The organism is Pseudomonas sp. R28(2017) (assembly GCF_002112505.1).
Classification (GTDB): domain Bacteria; phylum Pseudomonadota; class Gammaproteobacteria; order Pseudomonadales; family Pseudomonadaceae; genus Aquipseudomonas.
Genome location: NZ_NEHW01000002.1, coordinates 46,696 through 66,041 on the forward strand (window position 1 = coordinate 46,696; position 19,346 = coordinate 66,041).

General features: G+C 63.4%; 18 protein-coding genes and 1 pseudogene. 11 read left to right on the forward strand and 8 right to left on the reverse strand.

Annotation, left to right across the window (positions count from 1 at the left end):
• Nucleotide 1: 1 nt before the first annotated feature.
• The 5 genes from CAF78_RS02980 to CAF78_RS03000 all read right to left on the reverse strand — a co-directional run bounded on the left by CAF78_RS02980 (nucleotide 2) and on the right by CAF78_RS03000 (nucleotide 3,377).
• The gene (locus CAF78_RS02980) at nucleotides 2–622 is read right to left on the reverse strand and encodes a response regulator transcription factor (protein ID WP_085674880.1); all 621 of its coding nucleotides are present in this window, start codon (nucleotides 620–622) and stop codon (nucleotides 2–4) included.
• A 293-nt stretch (nucleotides 623–915) separates the two neighbouring features.
• A complete protein-coding gene (locus CAF78_RS02985; protein ID WP_085674878.1) occupies nucleotides 916–2,247 on the reverse strand; it encodes a deoxyguanosinetriphosphate triphosphohydrolase in 1,332 nt (443 codons plus the stop codon).
• 105 nt (nucleotides 2,248–2,352) lie between these two features.
• A complete protein-coding gene (locus CAF78_RS02990; RefSeq protein WP_085674876.1) occupies nucleotides 2,353–2,682 on the reverse strand; it encodes a hypothetical protein in 330 nt (109 codons plus the stop codon).
• Nucleotides 2,679–3,053, reverse strand: coding sequence for a phage holin family protein (locus CAF78_RS02995; RefSeq protein ID WP_085674874.1), 375 nt, complete (start codon nucleotides 3,051–3,053; stop codon nucleotides 2,679–2,681). The genes CAF78_RS02990 and CAF78_RS02995 overlap by 4 nt, the downstream gene beginning before the upstream one ends.
• A 9-nt stretch (nucleotides 3,054–3,062) precedes the next feature.
• Nucleotides 3,063–3,377: a YqjD family protein gene (locus CAF78_RS03000; protein ID WP_085674873.1), complete on the reverse strand. Its 315-nt coding sequence runs from the start codon at nucleotides 3,375–3,377 to the stop codon at nucleotides 3,063–3,065.
• Nucleotides 3,378–3,699: 322 nt separating this feature from the next.
• Here CAF78_RS03000 and CAF78_RS03005 point away from each other — a divergent pair, with 322 nt between their 5' ends.
• The 5 genes from CAF78_RS03005 to CAF78_RS03025 all read left to right on the forward strand — a co-directional run bounded on the left by CAF78_RS03005 (nucleotide 3,700) and on the right by CAF78_RS03025 (nucleotide 7,077).
• Nucleotides 3,700–4,908, forward strand: a complete 1,209-nt coding sequence (locus CAF78_RS03005) for an ammonium transporter (RefSeq protein WP_085674872.1) — start codon at nucleotides 3,700–3,702, stop codon at nucleotides 4,906–4,908.
• 74 nt (nucleotides 4,909–4,982) lie between these two features.
• Nucleotides 4,983–5,222, forward strand: coding sequence for a glutaredoxin family protein (locus CAF78_RS03010; protein WP_085674871.1), 240 nt, complete (start codon nucleotides 4,983–4,985; stop codon nucleotides 5,220–5,222).
• A 108-nt stretch (nucleotides 5,223–5,330) separates the two neighbouring features.
• On the forward strand, nucleotides 5,331–5,762 hold the full coding sequence (locus CAF78_RS03015) for a D-Ala-D-Ala carboxypeptidase family metallohydrolase (protein ID WP_085674870.1): 432 nt from the start codon (nucleotides 5,331–5,333) through the stop codon (nucleotides 5,760–5,762).
• Between the two features lie 71 nt (nucleotides 5,763–5,833).
• A complete protein-coding gene (locus tag CAF78_RS03020) occupies nucleotides 5,834–6,142 on the forward strand; it encodes a transcriptional regulator (RefSeq protein ID WP_085674869.1) in 309 nt (102 codons plus the stop codon).
• Between the two features lie 50 nt (nucleotides 6,143–6,192).
• Nucleotides 6,193–7,077 (forward strand): pseudouridine synthase, encoded by an 885-nt coding sequence (locus CAF78_RS03025; RefSeq protein ID WP_085674868.1) that lies wholly within the window; start codon nucleotides 6,193–6,195, stop codon nucleotides 7,075–7,077.
• 68 nt (nucleotides 7,078–7,145) lie between these two features.
• Here the strand turns inward: CAF78_RS03025 and CAF78_RS03030 are convergent, their stop codons facing one another.
• Entirely contained in the window at nucleotides 7,146–8,711 is a 1,566-nt protein-coding gene (locus CAF78_RS03030) for a PAS domain-containing methyl-accepting chemotaxis protein (RefSeq protein ID WP_085674867.1), read from the reverse strand.
• Between the two features lie 301 nt (nucleotides 8,712–9,012).
• Nucleotides 9,013–11,754, reverse strand: coding sequence for an aconitate hydratase AcnA (gene acnA, locus CAF78_RS03035; protein ID WP_085674866.1), 2,742 nt, complete (start codon nucleotides 11,752–11,754; stop codon nucleotides 9,013–9,015).
• 222 nt (nucleotides 11,755–11,976) lie between these two features.
• Here acnA and rlmM point away from each other — a divergent pair, with 222 nt between their 5' ends.
• The 3 genes from rlmM to pdxB all read left to right on the forward strand — a co-directional run bounded on the left by rlmM (nucleotide 11,977) and on the right by pdxB (nucleotide 15,335).
• Nucleotides 11,977–13,041, forward strand: a complete 1,065-nt coding sequence (gene rlmM, locus CAF78_RS03040) for a 23S rRNA (cytidine(2498)-2'-O)-methyltransferase RlmM (RefSeq protein WP_085674865.1) — start codon at nucleotides 11,977–11,979, stop codon at nucleotides 13,039–13,041.
• Between the two features lie 848 nt (nucleotides 13,042–13,889).
• The gene (gene tusA, locus CAF78_RS03045) at nucleotides 13,890–14,132 is read left to right on the forward strand and encodes a sulfurtransferase TusA (RefSeq protein ID WP_027919534.1); all 243 of its coding nucleotides are present in this window, start codon (nucleotides 13,890–13,892) and stop codon (nucleotides 14,130–14,132) included.
• 60 nt (nucleotides 14,133–14,192) lie between these two features.
• Nucleotides 14,193–15,335 carry a 4-phosphoerythronate dehydrogenase PdxB gene (gene pdxB / locus CAF78_RS03050; protein WP_085674863.1) on the forward strand — a complete coding sequence of 381 codons (1,143 nt, stop codon included), beginning with the start codon at nucleotides 14,193–14,195 and terminating at the stop codon, nucleotides 15,333–15,335.
• Between the two features lie 55 nt (nucleotides 15,336–15,390).
• Here the strand turns inward: pdxB and CAF78_RS28525 are convergent, their stop codons facing one another.
• Nucleotides 15,391–15,564, reverse strand: a complete 174-nt coding sequence (locus CAF78_RS28525) for a PA1571 family protein (protein ID WP_177408493.1) — start codon at nucleotides 15,562–15,564, stop codon at nucleotides 15,391–15,393.
• A gap of 202 nt (nucleotides 15,565–15,766) precedes the next feature.
• On the opposite strand from CAF78_RS28525, the gene CAF78_RS03055 reads away from it, so the two are divergent.
• The 3 genes and pseudogenes from CAF78_RS03055 (at nucleotide 15,767) to CAF78_RS28950 (ending at nucleotide 19,336) form a co-directional block, all read left to right on the forward strand.
• Nucleotides 15,767–17,530: an ABC transporter transmembrane domain-containing protein gene (locus tag CAF78_RS03055; RefSeq protein ID WP_085674861.1), complete on the forward strand. Its 1,764-nt coding sequence runs from the start codon at nucleotides 15,767–15,769 to the stop codon at nucleotides 17,528–17,530.
• Nucleotides 17,531–18,292: 762 nt separating this feature from the next.
• Nucleotides 18,293–18,403: pseudogene (locus tag CAF78_RS28945) on the forward strand (hypothetical protein); the annotation flags it as partial.
• A 228-nt stretch (nucleotides 18,404–18,631) separates the two neighbouring features.
• On the forward strand, nucleotides 18,632–19,336 hold the full coding sequence (locus CAF78_RS28950; RefSeq protein WP_371915520.1) for a methyl-accepting chemotaxis protein: 705 nt from the start codon (nucleotides 18,632–18,634) through the stop codon (nucleotides 19,334–19,336).
• Nucleotides 19,337–19,346: the final 10 nt, after the last annotated feature.

The following is a 19,346-nucleotide window of genomic DNA, read 5'->3' on the forward strand; positions in this document are numbered from 1 at the left end:
CTCAGACCAGGGCGTTGCGTTTGGCCATTTCGATCAGGTCGACCAAAGAATCAGCCTGCAGTTTCTGCATGAGTCGCTTCTTGTAGGTACTGACCGTCTTGTTGCTGAGGAACATGCCTTTGGCGATCTCCTGATTACTGCGGCCTTGGGCGAAAAGTTGCAGGACCATCAGTTCTCGATCGTTAACGAGTCGGAAAAGTCGCAAATCTGAGTCCGCTGTTTCGTGGTTATTGTGAATGGCCTGGCTGGGGAAGTAGTTGTATCCGGCGATAACGGCCTTGATTGCACTGAGCAGTTCGTTCAGGTCTTCCTGTTTGCACACATAACCCGCTGCACCTGAATGCATGCAGCGCACGGCGAACAGCGCCGGGGACTGTGCAGTGAGGATCAGCACCTTCAGTGGCAGGGCCATGGCCTGGAAGCGCGACAGCACCTCCAGGCCGTCAAGCCTGGGGATGCTGATGTCCAGGATCACCAGTTCAGGCTGGGTTTCACGAATCAGCTGCATGGCATCCACGCCGTTGTCCGATTCGCCCACGACCTTGTAGTTCTGGTTTTCAAGCAACATGCGGACGGCAAGGCGGATGACAGGATGGTCATCGACAATAAATACAGTATTCATGTTCAAGTTCCCTGCAGCGGATGACGGAGGCAGGAGGCACCTTACCCCAGTTGCAAGTCATCGGGGATACGCGGCGAGGAGATTCGCTATATATGGGAAACGGCTTACAGGTTAATGCAAATTGAGCCACGAAGTGTAAGCATTTACTTCATTGGCAAAGGTGATTGGGTGGCTTTTCGTTTGTCTGTTTATTGGGTGTTTAATCAGTTGGCAGAGCTTGTAGGAAATTTCTGATGGGTTTCTGAAAGAGGGCGGCGTCGCTCGGTATTGCACCGGGCGATGCCGCCATGTCTTCAGACCGGGCTCGAGTGCCCGGTCATTTCCCGGGCCATCTCGCTGGCATAGCTGTCGGTCATGCCGGCGATGAAATCGATCATGCGCAGGAAGGCCGTGTGCAGCGAGTCGTGCGGGTTGGGGGCGTTGTTACCGATCAGGTCGAGCACGCGCCGGCTCTTGAACGAAGGGGCGCGCCCGCCGTGCTGTTCCAGGGCGGCCCCACAGAACGTATTGAGGAGGATTTCCAGCGTGGTGTAGGCGCCAATTTCGTGGAGTGTCTTGCGTTTGTCCTGGAAAATCTTGTTGCGCGCCATGTCCTTGGCTTGCAAAACGCAGCGCTTGGCCGGGCCATGCATGTGCTCGACCAGGTCGCCGCTCAGGTGCCCACTCAACAGTGCCTGCTGCTGTTCGACGAACGCGCGGGCAGCGGCGTTGGTCAGGTGCTCGATGGCCTTGCCGCGCAGGATTGCCAGTTTGCGTCGCCGGGAGTCGGCAGGGCCAAGCTGGCGATAGGTTTCCGGCAAGTCGTCGCCGACCAGGTCGAGCAACAGCGCTTCGACTTCGGCGTAGTGCAGCAACTCCATCTCCAGGCCGTCTTCCAGGTCGATCAGGGCGTAGCAGATGTCATCTGCCGCCTCCATCAGGTAGACCAGCGGATGGCGCGCCCAGCGCTGTTCCTCGAGCAGCGGCAGGCCGAGCTTGCGGGCGATCTGTTCGAGCAGTGGCAGCTCGCTCTGGTAGCAGCCGAACTTGTGCTTCTTGTACCCAAGGGCATCGGCATGCCGGGCAGTCCAAGGGTATTTGAGGTAGGTGCCCAAGGTGGCGTAGGTCAGCCGGGTGCCGCCATCGAACTGGTGGTACTCGAGCTGGGTGAGCACGCGAAAGCCTTGGGCGTTGCCCTCGAAGTTGAGGAAGTCGGCGCGCTCGTCGTCACTCATGTCGTCCAGCCAGCCACGCCCGGCGGCCTGCTGGAACCAGTGGCGGATGGCATCTTCCCCGGAGTGGCCGAACGGCGGGTTGCCGATGTCGTGAGCCAGGCAGGCCGATTGCACGATCATGCCCAGATCGCTGGGTTCGCACCATTCAGGCAGGCTGGCGCGCAGGGTTTCACCGACGCGCATGCCCAGTGAGCGGCCAACGCAGCTGACTTCCAGGGAATGGGTCAGGCGCGTGTGGATATGGTCGTTGCTGGTAACGGGATGGACCTGGGTCTTGCGCCCGAGGCGGCGAAAGGCCCCTGAGAAGATGATCCGGTCATGGTCTTTGTGGAAAGGGCTGCGGCCCAGTTCTTCGGCGCTGTAGAGGGCTTTGCCGAGGCGTTCGCGGGTGAGCAGGGTGTGCCAGTCCAAGGCGCGTTCTCCTGTCGATCGAAAGGTATAGCTTCCGGTGTCGTGGGCAGGCGTGCAAGGGGCAGGGTGACACCGGCCCTGTGGTATCCGGGCCGGTAATGGCGCTCAAGGGCGCCGGTTGCCTTGCAGGTAGAGGCGCACCAGCGGCAGCAGGCTGGTGCCCAGCCGGACCAGGCGGCTCAGGTTACCGCTGCGCACGCCTTTGCCGGTCAGGAAGCCAAGCGCCACGACGGCACCGATGCCCCACAATGGCGCATGCTTGATACCCAACCCGTCATGCAGCGAGCTGCCCATGCCGCGCAGGCGCTGCAAGGGTTGCAGCAACTGCCCGGACTCGTGGCGGATCTCCTGGCGGTGCATTTCCAGGCGCAGCCGCAGCAGCGCCTTGCGCAGTTCCCGCGGGTTACGGGTGTTCGGTAGTTCAGGCAGGCTCATGGCAACAGGCGCTCCCTATCCTTGGCCAGTTCTTCGAGGGTCGCACCAAACGGTGAGGACTCATCGAACACCGCAGCCTTCAGGCGCAGGCCGCAATACACCGCCGCCAAACCATAGAAGATGCACAGCCCGATGATCCCAGCCAGCCGATAGCTGTCCCACAGCAGCACCAGCAGCAAGCCGGACAAGGCCGTCAGCAGCAGCAGCGCGAACACCAGGGCCAGGCCGGCGAACAGCAGCAGGCTCAGGGTGCGCGCTTTCTGTTCCTGCAATTCGATGCCGAACAGTTCGATGTGGCTGTGCAGCAGCCCCAGCAGCGCCGCGCCCAGGCGTTTGCCCGAGGCGCTGGTGCCAATGCTGTCATTCTCCATGGGAGCTCCTTAACGCCGATTGGCCAGCAGGCCGATCAACAAGCCGACGCCTGCGGCAATTCCGATGGCCTGCCAGGGGTTTTCCTGGACGTACTGTTCGGCGCTGCCGAGGGCTGCCTGGCCGCGCTCACGCACCGAGTCCTGGGTCAGCTGCAGGGTTTCGCGGGCCTGGGTCAGGCGGTCGTGGATCTGCTCGCGCAGCTCGTCGGCCTGGTCGCCTGCCAGGTTGGCAGTATCGGCCAGCAGTTTCTCGGTATCGCGGACCAAGGCCTGGAAGTCAGCCATCAATATCTCTTGTGCATTCTTTGCCGATTTGCTGGCCATGGGGCTCTCCCTGTGTCGGTGTGCAAGTGTGTGTAGGTCATTCGAGTGACCGGGTGTATGGAAGGTTCACTGTCGGCGCTGGTATGGGCCTTGCTAATGAGACTTGCCACAACGCGGGGCGTAACCCCGGGCGGTGCGCCGAACCAGGGCGTCGAACCTGGCGGATACCGATAAACCTTAACCCAATCCATGACAAACCCAAGAAAAAACCACGCAGGCCGCGCCCGGTTCGGCAAAACCGGGCACACGCTGGCACCGAATCGGTGCAGGGATGCAGGTTCTTGAACTGTCCTGGTGCTTTTTCAGCAGGTCTGCCACTTACATGGAAAACATGCACAGCGCGATGGACTCCCTCGTCCACGGCTCCAATACCCTGTTCATCCTCATGGGCGCCATTCTGGTGCTCGCCATGCACGCCGGCTTCGCCTTTCTCGAAGTGGGCACCGTGCGCCACAAGAACCAGGTCAATGCGCTGTCGAAGATCCTCAGCGATTTCGCCATCTCGGCGTTGGTGTATTTCTTCATCGGCTATTGGGTCGCCTATGGCGTGAATTTCCTGCAGCCTGCGTCGCAACTGGCGGCCGATCATGGCTATGCGCTGGTCAAGTGCTTCTTCCTGCTGACTTTCGCTGCCGCGATTCCGGCGATCATCTCGGGGGGTATCGCCGAACGTGCGCGCTTCGCGCCGCAGCTGTGCGCCACGGCACTGATCGTGGCGTTCATCTACCCCTTCTTCGAAGGCGTGGTGTGGAATGGCAACTTCGGCGCGCAGGCCTGGCTGCAGGCCCGCTTCGGTGCGCCGTTCCACGACTTTGCCGGCTCGGTGGTGGTGCATGCCATGGGCGGCTGGCTGGCGCTGGCGGCGGTCCTGTTGCTGGGCGCGCGGCGCGGGCGCTATCGCGACGGCCGCCTGGTGGCTTTCGCACCGTCGAGCATTCCGTTCCTGGCGTTGGGCTCGTGGATCCTGATCATCGGCTGGTTCGGCTTCAACGTCATGAGTGCCCAGACCTTGCAGGGCGTCAGCGGCCTGGTGGCGATCAACTCGCTGATGGCGATGGTCGGCGGCACCCTGGCGGCCTTGTTGGCCGGGCGCAACGACCCGGGCTTCCTGCACAACGGTCCGCTGGCCGGCCTGGTGGCGATCTGCGCGGGCTCTGACCTCATGCACCCGATCGGTGCACTGGCCACCGGCCTGGTGGCCGGGGTGCTGTTCGTCTGGAGTTTCACGGCTGCGCAGAACCGCTGGAAGATCGACGATGTGCTCGGTGTCTGGCCGCTGCACGGCTTGTGCGGCCTGTGGGGTGGGGTGGCCTGCGGTGTGTTTGGCCAGACGCTGCTGGGAGGCATGGGCGGCGTCAGCCTGATCAGCCAGCTGCTGGGCAGCCTGGCAGGCGTAGTGGTCGCACTGGTGGGTGGTTTTGCCGTGTATGGCCTGATTCGCCAGTTGCACGGCCTGCGCTTGAGCCATGAGCAGGAGTTCCAGGGCGCGGACCTGTCGCTGCACCGGATCGGGGCCACCAGCCAGGATTGAGCGAGGTCAGGTGCACAGGGGGCAGGACGGACCTAGAATAGGCTTCTTCCCACAGCCAAATCGAGCCTTGCCCCATGCTGCCTGAATGCCAACTCTTCGGCACCGTCGGGTGCCACTTGTGCGAAGTGGCCGAAGCCGTGCTCATGCCCTTTGTCGATCATGGCTTGCTGATCGAACTGGTCGACATCGCCGATGACGAGGCGCTGTTCGAACGCTACGGTTTGATCATTCCGGTGTTGCGCCGCGGCGATACCTCGGCCGAACTGCACTGGCCATTCGATGCCGAACAGGTGGTCGCCTTTCTCGCCAATTGAGTGGCAGGGGTACGAATTACCTGACTGCATGACCTGGTTGTCCGAGGCAATGATGTCGAGCCGATGAACAGTCTTCGGCTCCCATGCATTGTCACCGAGAACCTTTCCATGCAGATCACACCTCATTTCACCTTGAAAGAACTGACCGCTTCGCAAACGGCCGCAAGAGATGGGCTGGACAACACCCCTTCGCCAGAGGTGGTGGCTAATCTGCGCCTGCTTTGCCAGGCGCTCGAGCAAGTGCGGGCGTTGTTCGCCAGCCCTGTCATCATCAGCAGCGGATACCGTAGCCCGGCAGTGAATGCGCGCGTTGGCGGGGTGCGCAACAGCCAGCACATCAGTGGGCTGGCTGCTGATTTCATGGTTCTCGGTGTTAACAATCGTGAAGTGGTTCGACGGGTGAGCGAGAGTGACGTGCCGTTCGACCAGTTGATTCTGGAGTTCGACAGCTGGGTACACCTTTCGGTATCGGCGGCCGCGCCTCGCCGTGAGGTGCTGACCATTCGCAAGGGGACGGGCTACCTGCCAGGCCTGCAGTGACGCTCGCTTTGATTGACGGCGCTGTGTCAGTCTTCGTATGCTGTATATAAATACAGTATCGAGGTGAACCCATGCTCAACGTCGAGCAACTCAAGTACAGCGTCAACCGTATGCCGGTGGAGCGGGTGTACGACGCTGTACTGGAATTGCGCCTCGAGGGCCTGGTCACCGATGACCGCACGCCATTCGGCAAGGTGCATTTCAATACCTGTTTTGCAGAAATCGAGGCCTTGTTCCAGCGCGCCGGTTACCACCGCGGGCTGGATGTGGTGGGCTATCAGGGGCTGGTCTACGCACTCTATGACCCTGGGCGTTGGGAGGCCGTGCAGGTGTTGCGCTGGTTGAAGGCGCATAGCGAGGGTGTGGTCGAGGCTGGTTGAGGCGTCGGGCTTGGGGGATAATGCCCGGCTTTGATTGTTCGAGCCTTGCCATGACCACGCCTTTCGACCCCGCCCACCAGCAAGCCAGCACGGTCTGCCTGCCGCCCGGCAACTGGACCACGGTGCTCGATTGCCTGTGCGATCATTTCAAGGCCATCGAGCGCGATCAGTGGCTCGACCGGTTCGCACGCGGTCGGGTGCTCGATGCCGAGGGCAGGGCGATTGCCGCCGATCTGCCCTACCGTCGCGGCATGCGCATCCACTATTTTCGCGAAGTGCCCAACGAGCGGCCGATTCCGGTACTGGAGACCATCCTGCATTTCGATGAGCACCTGGTGGTGGCCGACAAACCGCACTTTCTGCCGGTGACGCCAACCGGTGAATACGTCGAGCAAACCCTGTTGCGTCGCCTGATCCGGCGCCTGGGCAACCCTCATCTGGTGCCGTTGCATCGCATCGACCGCCATACCGCCGGGTTGGTGCTGTTTTCCGCCAATCCCCAGACGCGCAGCGCGTATCAGCGTTTGTTCCCGGAGCGGCGTATCGACAAACGTTACCAGGCCATCGCGGCCGCCTTGCCGCAACATGCATTCCCGCTGGTGCACAAAAGTCGCCTGGTGCATGGCGAGCCGTTTTTCCGCATGCATGAAGTGGCAGGGGAGGCCAACAGCGAGACCTTCGCCGAAGTGTTGGAGAAGAATGGCGAGTGGTGGCGCTACGGCCTTTCGCCTGTCACGGGCAAGACGCACCAGCTGCGTGTGCACATGGCGGCCTTGGGAGCGGGAATCTGCAATGACCCGTTCTACCCCGAGTTGCTCAAGGAAGAAGACGACTATCAGCGGCCCTTGAAGCTGCTGGCGCAGCGCTTGCGATTTGCCGACCCGTTGACCGGCGAGGAACGCTACTTCGAAAGCCAGCTGACGCTGGACTGGTAAGTTTGGAGCCTGTAATGGCCTCATCGCCGGCACGCGGGTGATGGGGCCATTACAGCGCGGCGACCGGCCTAGCGGTTGAACCGCTCCACCAGCGAATACTGGCTGCCGGCAGTGCTGGTCAGCTCTTCGCTGAGCTGCGCCGAATGCTGCGCCTGCTCGGCTGTCTGGTCGGCCAGTTCGGCGATGGTGCTGATGTTGCGGCTGATCTCGTCGGCCACCGCCGTCTGCTCTTCGGTGGCGGCGGCGATCTGGGTCGCCATGTCGGTGATGTTGGCCACCGCTTCGCTGATCCCCACCAGTGCCTGGTCGGCCTGCATGACACGGTCCACGCCTTCCTGGGCCTGGCGGTGGCCCGCTTCCATGGTCAGCACGGCGTTGTTGGCCGTCTGTTGCAGCTTGGCGATCAGGCCGTGAATCTGCCCGGTCGATTCGGCGGTGCGCTGGGCCAGTTGGCGCACTTCGTCGGCGACCACGGCAAAACCGCGGCCCATCTCACCGGCACGGGCCGCCTCGATGGCCGCGTTGAGCGCCAGCAGGTTGGTCTGGTCGGCAATGCCCTTGATCACATCGACCACGCCACCGATTTCGTCGCTGTCCCTGGCCAGTTGGGTCACGGTCTGGCCGGTTTCGCCCACGGCGGTCGACAGGCGCTCGATGGCATCGCGGGTTTCACCGGCAATCTGTCGGCCCTGGCTGGTCAGGCGGTTGGCTTCCTGGGTGGCGTCAGCGGTGCGTTGCACGTGGTTGGCCACTTCTTGCGTGGTGGCAGCCATCTGGTTGACGGCGGCGGCGACCTGTTCGGTCTCCACCCGCTGCCGCTCCAGGCCCGAGGAGCTCTTGTGGGCCAGGGTATCGGACTGGCGGGCCTGGTCGCTGAGGTGCTCGGCGCTGTCCTGCAGGCGGGTCAGGCAGGTCTTCATGCGCGCGTCCTGGCTGAGCATGGCCATCTCCAGGCGTGCCTGCACCCCACGGCTGTCGGTGAACATCTGCGCGATCAGCGGGTCGGAGGTGGTCTGTTCGGCCAGGCGCAGCAAGCGCTTGAGGCCTCGCTGCTGCCAGCCCAGGCCGAGCAGGCCGAGCGGTACCGAAAGGCCGGCGGCCAGCGCAAAGCCCCACCAGTGGCCGAGCCAGTTGCCGATCAGGAAACCAACCTGGCTGACCAGGATGAACGGCAGCCAGTCCTGCAGCACCGGCAGCCAGCGGTCACGGCGCGGGATGGCGGTCTTGCCGTCGTTGATGCGCTGGTACAGGGCTTCGGCGCGGCGGATCTGCTCGGCGGTAGGCTTGACCCGCACCGACTCGAAACCGACAACCTGGTTGTTTTCGAAAATCGGGGTGACGTAGGCGTTTACCCAATAGTGGTCGCCAGATTTGCAACGGTTCTTGACGATGCCCATCCATGGCAAGCCTTGCTTGAGGGTTTGCCACATGTGGGCGAACACCGCAGTCGGCACATCGGGGTGGCGAACCAGGTTGTGCGGTGCGCCAATCAGCTCCTCACGGTTGAAACCGCTGATCTCGATGAAGGCATCGTTGCAGTAGGTGATCACACCCTTGGCATTGGTGGTGGAGATCAACCGTTGTTGGGCAGGGAAGGTCCGTTCCCTTTGGGTAATCGGCTGGTTGTTACGCATGGCTTGAGTAATCCGCAAGGCTTTCGACTGGTATCGGCAAGCCACTGGTTTTATTGAATGGATATTTAATTTACTTGATCTTTAGCAATTGGCCATCACTGCGATTGCAGTAAGGGAAGGAGGGGCAGTGCTGAGAATGCTGTTTATACGCCCACGTTTATGACCATGAGGTGACAATTCGGGCCAATGATGACTGAGCGGCCATTAAAGTGCTACTGGTAAAGGCAGACTTTTCTTGTGGGCATGCGCATCAGGCACCGCCGGAGCGGTACCTGATGGCGCTGGCGTTGAACATGGCGTGTCAGTTGCGAATCATCTGCCGCAATACGTAGTGCAAAATGCCGCCTGACTTGAAGTATTCCACTTCATTGAGCGTATCGATCCGGCACAGCACTTCGATCTGCTGCTGTTGCCCATCTTCACGCGTGATACGCAGCGGCAGGCTCATGCCCGGTTTGAGCGTGGTACCGGCCAAGCCCAACACATCGATCCGCTCCTTCCCGGTCAACCCCAGCTGCTTGCGGTCGTCGCCAGCCTTGAACTGCAGCGGCAGCACGCCCATGCCCACCAGGTTGGAGCGGTGGATGCGCTCGAAGCTTTCCGCCAGCACCGCCTTGACCCCCAGCAGGTTGGTACCCTTGGCCGCCCAGTCGCGGCTGGAGCCGGTGCCATACTCCTGGCCGGCGATCACCACCAGCGGTGTGCCTTCGGCCTGGTAACGCATGGCCGCATCGTAGATCGACAGTTTCTCGCCCGTGGGCACATACAGCGTGTTGCCGCCTTCCTCGCCGGCAAGCATCTCGTTGCGGATGCGGATGTTGGCGAACGTGCCGCGCATCATCACTTCATGGTTGCCGCGCCGTGAGCCATAGGAGTTGAAATCGCGTGGTTCCACGCCTTTCTCGCGCAGGTAACGCCCGGCCGGGCTGTCGGCCTTGATGTTGCCGGCCGGGGAGATATGGTCGGTGGTCACCGAATCGCCGAGCAGGGCGAGGATGCGTGCGCCCTGGATGTTCTCGATGACGGGCAACGGCCCGCCGATGTCGTCGAAGAACGGTGGGTGCTGGATATAGGTGGAATCATCCTGCCATACGTAAGTCGCTGCCTGCGGCACTTCGATGGCCTGCCATTGGGCATCGCCGGCGAACACCTCGGCGTATTCCTTGTGGAACATGCCCGTGTCCACCTTGGCGACGGCTTCGGCAATTTCCTGCTGGGTGGGCCAGATGTCGCGCAGGTACACCGGTTGGCCGTCCTTGCCAGTGCCCAGGGCATCCTTGTTCAGGTCCACCCGCACGCTGCCGGCCAGGGCGTAGGCCACCACCAGCGGTGGCGAGGCCAACCAGTTGGTCTTGACCAGCGGGTGCACGCGGCCTTCGAAGTTGCGGTTGCCCGACAGCACCGAAGCCACGGTGAGGTCGGCGTTGCCGATGGCTTTTTCGACGGCTTCATCCAGCGGGCCGGAGTTGCCGATGCAGGTGGTACAGCCGTAGCCAACGAGGTCGAAGCCGAGCTGGTCGAGGTAGGGGGTAAGCCCGGCGGCTTTGTAGTAGTCGGTGACCACCTTGGAACCGGGCGCCAGCGAACTCTTGACCCACGGTTTGCGCTGCAGGCCCTTTTCCAAAGCCTTTTTCGCCACCAGCCCGGCCGCCATCATCACGCTGGGGTTGGAGGTGTTGGTGCACGAGGTGATCGCGGCGATCACCACGGCGCCATGGCGCAGAGTGTGTGTCTGGCCGCCGTGGCTGTAGTCGATCTCGCCGGCCTGGTCGGCATTGCCCACGGCCACGCCACCACCGCCTTCGCTTTCCAGGCGGCCGACTTCCTTGGCCAGCACCTTGGGTTGCTGTTCGATGAAGTGGTTGAACGCCTGGCTGACCTGGCCCAGCGCGACTCTGTCCTGGGGCCGCTTGGGCCCGGCCAGGCTGGCTTCGACCTCGCCCATGTCCAGCGCGAGGGTATCGCTGAACAACGGCTCCTGCCCAGGCAGGCGCCACAAGCCTTGGGCCTTGCAGTACTGTTCCACCAGTTGCACGGTTTCGGCCGGGCGGCCGGACAGGCGCAGGTAGTCGAGGGTGACCTCATCGACCGGGAAGAAACCACAGGTGGCGCCGTATTCCGGTGCCATGTTGGCAATGGTCGCACGGTCGGCCAGCGGCAGGTCGGCCAGGCCGTCGCCGTAGAACTCGACGAATTTGCCCACCACGCCTTTCTTGCGCAGCATCTGCGTCACGGTCAGCACCAGGTCGGTGGCGGTGATGCCTTCGCGCAGCTTGCCGGTGAGCTTGAAGCCGATCACTTCCGGGATCAGCATCGACACCGGTTGGCCGAGCATGGCGGCTTCTGCCTCGATGCCACCCACGCCCCAGCCGAGTACGCCGAGGCCATTGATCATGGTGGTGTGCGAGTCGGTGCCGACCAGGGTGTCAGGGAAGGCGTAGGTGCGGCCATCGGCATCGCGGGTCCATACCGTGCGCCCCAGGTATTCCAGGTTGACCTGGTGGCAGATGCCGGTGCCCGGCGGTACCACGCGGAAGTTGTCGAAGGCGCTCTGGCCCCAGCGCAGGAAGGCGTAGCGCTCGCCGTTGCGCTGCATCTCGATGTCGACGTTCTCGTTGAAGGCCTCTGGCGTGGCGTAGCGGTCGACCATCACCGAGTGGTCGATCACCAGGTCCACCGGCGACAGCGGGTTGATCCGCTGCGGGTCGCCACCGGCCTTGGCCATGGCGGCGCGCATCGCGGCCAGGTCGACCACTGCCGGCACGCCGGTGAAATCCTGCATCAGTACGCGCGCCGGGCGGTACTGGATCTCGCGATCAGAACGGCGTTCCTGTAGCCAGCCGGCGAGGGCGCGCAGGTCATCGGTGCCGACGGTCTCGCCGTCTTCCCAGCGCAGCAGGTTTTCCAGCAGCACCTTGAGCGACATGGGCAGGTGTTGCAGGTCACCCAGCTGCCGGCCGGCTTCGGCGAGGCTGTAATAGTGGTAGGTGCGGTCAGCCACCTGGAGGGTCTTGAGGGTGTTCAGGCTATCGAGCGAGGGCATTGCCAACTCCTTGTGCGGCGGGGCCCGGCATTGCGGGTTGTGGCCGGTGCCACCGCGCTGTTTCGGCCCGCACGGCACGGACCTGGCTGAATGGTCAGGTTAGCTCCGATTGGCACCCCTGACTCTTTTCTGGACCGGCGGGGCATGTCGCAGGTTCCGATCTTCCTTTATCATCGCCGCCCTGCCGGCGCCCGTGGTGCGCCAGCCGTCGTGGAGTAAGAGATGAATACCCTGTTCATGCATTGCCGGCCCGGTTTCGAGGGTGAGGTCTGCGCCGAGATCAGCGAACATGCCGCCCGGCTGGGTGTGGCCGGTTATGCCAAGGGCAAGCCTCAGAGCGCTTGTGCCGAGTTTGTCTGTGCCGAGGCCGAAGGGGCCGAACGCCTGATGGCCCAGCTGCGCTTCGCGCAACTGATCTTCCCGCGTCAGTGGGCCCGCGGCGCGTATATCGAGCTGCCGGAGACTGACCGCATCAGCGTGCTGCTGGAGCATCTGGCCGGGCAACCGGTATTTGGCAGTCTGTGGCTGGAAGTGCTGGACAGCAACGAGGGCAAGGAGCTGTCGACCTTCTGCCGCAAGTTCGAGGTGCCGCTGCGCAAGGCGCTGGAAAAGGCCGGCCGGCTGGTCGACAACCCCAGCCTGCCGCGCCTGTTGCTGACCTTCATCAGCGGCCGTCGGGTATTTGTTGGCGTGGCCGAGGCGAACAACAGCGCGCTGTGGCCGATGGGCATCCCGCGCCTGAAGTTCCCGCGTGAGGCGCCGAGCCGTTCGACCCTCAAGCTGGAGGAGGCCTGGCACCAGTTCATTCCGCGTGATCAGTGGGAGCAGCGCCTGGGCGACGACATGACGGGGGTTGACCTGGGTGCGTCGCCGGGTGGCTGGACGTATCAGCTGGTGCGCCGTGGCATGCTGGTCACCGCGATCGACAACGGGCCGATGGCCGAGAGCCTGATGGACACTGGGCTGGTGCAACACCTGATGGCCGATGGTTTCACCTGGCAGCCGAAGCAGCCGGTGGACTGGATGGTCTGCGATATCGTCGAGAAGCCGGCGCGTACCACGTCGCTGATCGAGACTTGGCTGGGTGAGGGGTTGTGCCGTGAAGCGGTGGTCAACCTGAAGTTGCCGATGAAGCAGCGTTATGCCGAGGTGCGTCGCTTGCTGGACCGCATGGAGGCGACGTTCAAGGCGCGCAAGGTCAAGGTATCGATTGCCTGCAAACAGCTGTATCACGACCGAGAGGAAGTGACTTGCCACCTGCGCCGACTGGACCTCAAGCTGCGCTGAAATCGCTTGCTCTGCTCTGCTCTGCTCTGCTTTTGCTTCTAAGCGCGCGATAGTTCAGGCGACGCAGAGTGCGACTTCAGGAGGCCGAACGCAGGCGTCTGGAGGGCCAGGGTGCGTAGCACCCCTTCGGCGCAGCCGAAGGCGCGAGATGTAGACTTGCGCAGCAAGTCGTAGGCCGCGCGGGCCCGGAGGGCGCCGGAGTGAGGGGACCCCGGAGCGCAGCGCAGGGGCCGGATGATGGGAGCCGGGGTTTTTGGTCACTTTTTGCCCAGTCAAAAAGTGACCCGCCGTAAGGGCGGAAAGGTGACTGTGCGTCGCCATCGCAAATGAATGCACTCGGAATAATCAAAACCACAGCAGTCAAGCTTTTGGCTTTTGGCTTTTGGCTTTTGGAAGTGGGCTTTCAAATCAGGTTTACATTCAGTCGCCAGTGTGGCGCTGAATCACCTTTTCGCCTTTACGGCGACCTACTTTTTGACTGGGCAAAAAGTAGGCAAAAACCCCCGCTCCCATCATCCGGCCCCTGCGCTGCGCTCCGGGGTCCCCTCACTCCGGCGCCTTCCGGGCCCGCGCGGCCTACGACTTGCTGCGCAAGTCTACATCTCGCGCCTTCGGCTACGCCGAAGGGGTGCTACGCACCCTGGCCCTCCAGACGCCTGCGTTCGGCCTCCTGAAGTCGCACTCTGCGTCGCCTGAACTACCGCGCGCTTAGAAGCAAAAGCAAAAGCAAAAGCAAAAGCAAAAGCAAAGCAAAAGCAAATCAAAAGCGCTCGGGCATGGCCCTCATGAATGGCTATTGGTCCTCGCTGCGCGATGCGCCACAATAGCGATCATTTGCGGAGCCTCCCATGACTGACTTCACCCCCGATGCCATCCTCGACGCCACCGGCCTGAACTGCCCGGAGCCGGTGATGATGCTGCACCAGCACGTGCGCAACCTGGCGGCCGGTGGCCTGCTCAAGGTCATCGCCACCGACCCCTCGACCCGCCGTGACATCCCCAAGTTCTGCAACTTCCTCGGCCACGAACTGCTGCAGCAGCAGGAAGAGGCCGGCACCTACCTGTACTGGATCCGCAAGAAAGCCGACTGAACCGCGCTGGAACCCACCTCCCATAGCGCCTACACTGCGCTCCCCAGACAGGAGAGCGCCATGCTGATAGTTGCCGACGAGAATATCCCGCTGCTCGATGCCTTCTTCCAAGGCTTCGGCGAGATCCGCCGTTATCCCGGCCGCAGCCTCGACGCCGCCAGCGTCAAAGACGCCGACGTGCTGCTGGTGCGCTCGGTCACCAAGGTCGACCGGCAACTGCTCGAAGGCAGCAAGGTGCGCTTCGTCGGCACCTGCACCATCGGCACCGACCACCTGGACCTGGACTACTTCGCCGAAGCCGGTATCCACTGGAGCAGCGCGCCGGGTTGCAATGCCCGGGGCGTGGTCGATTACGTGCTGGGCAGCCTGCTGACCCTGGCCGACCTGGACGGCGTGGCACTGGCGCAACGCACCTACGGTGTGGTCGGTGCCGGTGAAGTCGGTGGTCGCCTGGTGCGTGTGCTGCACGGCCTGGGCTGGAAGGTGCTGGTCTGCGACCCACTGCGCCAGGCCGCCGAGGGCAGCGACTACGTCAGCCTCGCGACGATCCTTGAACAGTGCGACGTGATCAGCCTGCACACCCCGCTGCAGCGCGGCGGTGAGCATCCGACCTGGCACCTGCTCGGCGCAGCCCAGTTGGCGCAGCTACGCCCCGGTGTCTGGCTGATCAACGCCAGCCGCGGGCCGGTGGTGGACAACGCGGCGCTGCGCGAGCTGCTGCTGGACCGCGAAGACGTGCACGCCGTGCTCGATGTCTGGGAAGGCGAGCCGCAGGTCGACCTGCAACTGGCCGACCTGTGCACCCTGGCCACGCCGCATATCGCCGGTTACAGCCTGGATGGCCGCCAGCGCGGCACGGCGCAGATCTATCAGGCCCTGTGCCGCTACCTGGGCGAGGCGGAAAAGGTGCAGCTGGCCGACCTGCTGCCACCGCCACCGTTGGCGCACATCGAGCTGGACGGCACTGCAGAACCTGCCTGGGCCCTGGCAGCGCTGTGCCGGGCGGTGTATGACCCACGGCGTGACGATGCCGATTTCCGCCGCAGCCTGAGTGACGATGTGGCCGAGCAGCGGGCGGCATTCGACCAGTTGCGCAAGCAGTACCCACCGCGCCGGGAGATCGAAGGTTTGGCCGTGCGCGTGCGGGGCGAGGCGCCGCAGTTGGCACAGATGGTCAGTGCCCTGGGTGGCCTGCTGGCCTGATTGCAGGCACAAATAAAAAACCCGGCATAAAGCCGGGTTTCAAAGCATTCGTGCCTCAGCCGTGGCGTACTTTCTTCACGCGGCTGTCTTCCAGCTCCTTGCAGGCCTTCTGGATCATCTGCTCGGTGATCTCGATCTCGTGGCCCTGGGCGTCGATGATCGAACCACAGGCCTTGGGCTGTGGTTTGCTCTGCGGTTTCACGGTGTCGCTGCCATGTTGCAAGCTCATTGACTGTCTCCTCATCAGGTTCCGGCTCAGGTTAAACCTGCGCCATGACTGGCCTGTTACAAAAGTTATCGGGCACCAAGGCCTGCTCAGTCCAACAGAAAGTGCGGCAAAGCTCCAGAGGCCTGTTAGAACGATGGGCTATAGGCACTGCCGGCGTGGATGAATGGTAGTCTTCAGTCTTCCTGCTTTCCTGGTTCACGTCATGCCCGATTCGGCTTCCTCTCGCCAACGCCGCGCCCTGCAGCTGGCCTGGCAGTTCATGCGTCCTTACCGTCGTCAGGCCTTGCTGGCCCTGCTGGCGCTGGTCGTTACCGCAGGCATCACCCTATCCATGGGCCAGGGTATCCGCCTGCTGGTCGATCAAGGCTTCATGACCCGCTCGGCGCACCAGTTGAACCAGACCATCGGCCTGTTCCTGGTGCTGGTGCTGGCCCTGGCGGCAGGCACCTTCAGCCGCTTCTACCTGGTGTCATGGATCGGCGAGCGCTGCGTTGCCGACATCCGCCGCGCGGTCTTCGATCACCTGGTGGGCTTGCACCCCGGCTTCTTCGAAGACAACCGCAGTTCGGAGATCCAGTCACGGCTGACTGCCGACACGACACTGCTGCAGTCGGTGATCGGCTCGTCGCTGTCGATGTTCCTGCGCAATGCGCTGATGGTGATCGGTGGCGTGGTGCTGCTGTTCATCACCAACCCCAAGCTCACCAGCATCGTGGTGGTGGCGTTGCCACTGGTGCTGGCGCCGATCCTGCTGTTTGGCCGGCGGGTGCGCAGGCTGTCACGGCAGAGCCAGGACCGGGTGGCCGATGTCGGCAGTTATGTGGCCGAGATCCTGGGGCAGATCAAGACGGTGCAGGCCTACAACCACCAGGCACGCGACCGCGAGCTGTTCGCCGGTACGGTTGAGGCCGCCTTTGCCGTGGCTCGGCAACGTATCGCCCAGCGCGCCTGGCTGATCACCCTGGTGATCGTGCTGGTGCTGGGCGCGGTCGGGGTGATGCTGTGGGTAGGCGGCATGGACGTGATCGCCGGGCGCATTTCCGCAGGGGAACTGGCAGCGTTCGTGTTCTACAGCCTGATCGTCGGCAGTGCCTTCGGCACCCTCAGTGAAGTGATTGGCGAATTGCAGCGCGCTGCCGGGGCCGCCGAGCGCATAGCTGAACTGTTGGCAGCGCAAAGCACGATCCTGGCCCCTCAGGCGCCCGTGACGCTGGCACAGCAGCGCGCGACGGGACGTATCGAACTGCAGCAACTGACCTTTGCCTACCCCTCGCGGCCATCGGTGGCCGCCATCGACCACCTCAGCCTGACCATCGAACCCGGCCAGACCGTGGCGCTGGTAGGGCCGTCGGGGGCGGGCAAGTCGACCCTGTTCGATCTGCTCTTGCGCTTCTACGATCCGCAACAGGGGCGCATCCTGCTCGATGGCCAACCGATCACCCTGCTGGATCCGGACGACCTGCGCCGCCAGTTCGCCCTGGTGGCGCAGCAACCGTCACTGTTCCGCGGCACGGTCGAGGCCAATATCCGTTACGGTCGCCCCGAGGCGAGCCTGGCCGAGGTCGAGGCGGCAGCCCGTGGCGCCCATGCCGATGAATTCATCCGGCAACTGCCACAGGGGTATCAGACGCCGCTGGGCGAGGGCGGCGTTGGCCTTTCCGGTGGCCAGAAGCAGCGCCTGGCCATCGCCCGGGCGCTGCTGGTGGATGCGCCGGTTCTGCTGCTCGACGAAGCCACCAGCGCCCTCGATGCGCAAAGCGAGCACCTGATCCAGCAGGCGCTGCCGAGCCTGATGGCCGGGCGTACCACGCTGGTCATCGCGCACCGCCTGGCCACGGTGCAGCATGCCGACCGCATCGCGGTGATCGACAAGGGGCGGGTGGTCGCGGTCGGCACGCACCGGCAGCTGATCGAGGAAAGCCCGTTGTACGCGCGCCTGGCCGAGTTGCAGTTCACCACGGGCTAGATGCCGCGCAGTTGTAACATTTCTGTAGCAATTGCCTGAGAGTATTGATTTCAACTGTTGCGTAAGTGCTCGACCTGGCTGCTATCGATCGATGGCAGCTTTTTTTTGGCCTGCGAACGAGGACAAGGATGTCTGTCGCGGCGCTGCAACGGCGCGCCGTTTCCTAATTCCTTGTTCCCGAGATCCGCGATGTTGCGTAAATCACTCAGAGTGCAAATTCTCACCCTGCTCGGTGGCAGCCTGGCGGCGATGCTGCTGATCGCCCTGGTGTGCTTCCAGTTCCTGTCCTCCAGCGTGCGCGGCTACGCCGACCTGGTCAATGGGCCGCTGCAGGCCTCGCAATTGATCGACGAAGCCAACCTGCAGTTCAAGATCCAGGTGCAGGAATGGAAGAACGTGCTGCTGCGCGGCCGCCAGCCGGCCGAGCTGGACAAGTACTGGCAGCAGTTCCAGGCCCGCGAGCAGCAGGTTCAGCAACTGCTGGGGCAACTGATCGACAGCAGCGATGCCCCGCTCAAGGCGCCGTTGCAGCAACTGCGTGACAGCCATCGGCAGTTGGGCCAGGCCTATGAGCAGGGGCGCCAGGCGTTTCTTGCCGCCGGTGGCGATCCGGTAGCCGGCGATCAGGCAGTGAAGGGCGTGGACCGGGCTGCCAGCGAGCAGATGAGCGCGCTGGTCGAGCAACTGCGCGCCGACGCCCGTGGCCGCGCCGCCGCGATCAATGCCGGTGCCGAACGCACCGTTTGGCTGGGCGTGCTGGTGATGCTCGGTTCGGCGTTGCTGGTTGGCCTGCTCAGCCTGTGGCGGGTCAACCGCAGCCTGATCGAGCCGATCCGCCAACTGATCGAGTACGTTGCGCAGCTGAGCCAGGGCCACTTCGCCGCCCGCGTCGACAGCCGTCGCGAGGACGAACTGGGCCGCCTGGCGCGTGCTGCCAATACCCTGCGCGATTTCCTTGCCGAAACCGTTGGCCGCCTCAAGGACAACGCCCAGGAACTGGAAGGCGCCAGTGGCCAGTTGCGCACCATCGCCGGTGACATGGCCCGTGGCACCCATGACCAGTTCCAGCGTACCGACCAGGTGGCCACGGCCATGCACGAGATGTCCGCCACGGCCCAGGAAGTCGCCCGCCACGCCGCCGAGGCCGCACGCGCCGCCGATGATGCGGACCACAGTGCCCAGGCGGGCGAGCAGGTGATGCAGCAGACCATCGACATCATCGGGGCGGTCAACCGCGAGATCGCTGGCACGGCTGCGGTGATCCGCGACCTGGAACATGACAGCTCACGCATCGGCAAGGTGCTGGAAGTGATTCGCGGCATCGCCGAGCAGACCAACTTGCTGGCCCTCAATGCTGCCATCGAGGCCGCGCGCGCCGGTGAGGCCGGGCGTGGCTTTGCTGTGGTCGCCGACGAGGTACGCAGCCTGGCGCAGCGTACGGCGGCGTCGATTGCCGAAATTCACCAGATCATCGACGCCGTGCAGTCGGGTGCGGTAGAGGCGGTCAAGGCCATCGAGAGCGGCCAGCAGCGCAGCGAGGAGGGCGCTGAGCAGGTGCAGCAGGCCGGGCATATGCTGCAGCGCATCACCCTGGCGGTGGAGGCGATCCGCGACATGAACCGGCAGATCGCCACGGCGGCCGAAGAGCAGACCAGCGTGGCCGAGGACATTTCGCGCAACCTGATCGAAATCACCCGGATTGCCACGGCCAACCAGCAGGCCGTGCAGCATACCGAGCAGGCGGGGCAGCGCCTACACGGGCTGTCGGGGCAGTTGGGTGAGGTCACCTCGCGGCTTACTGCCTGATGGATTGCTG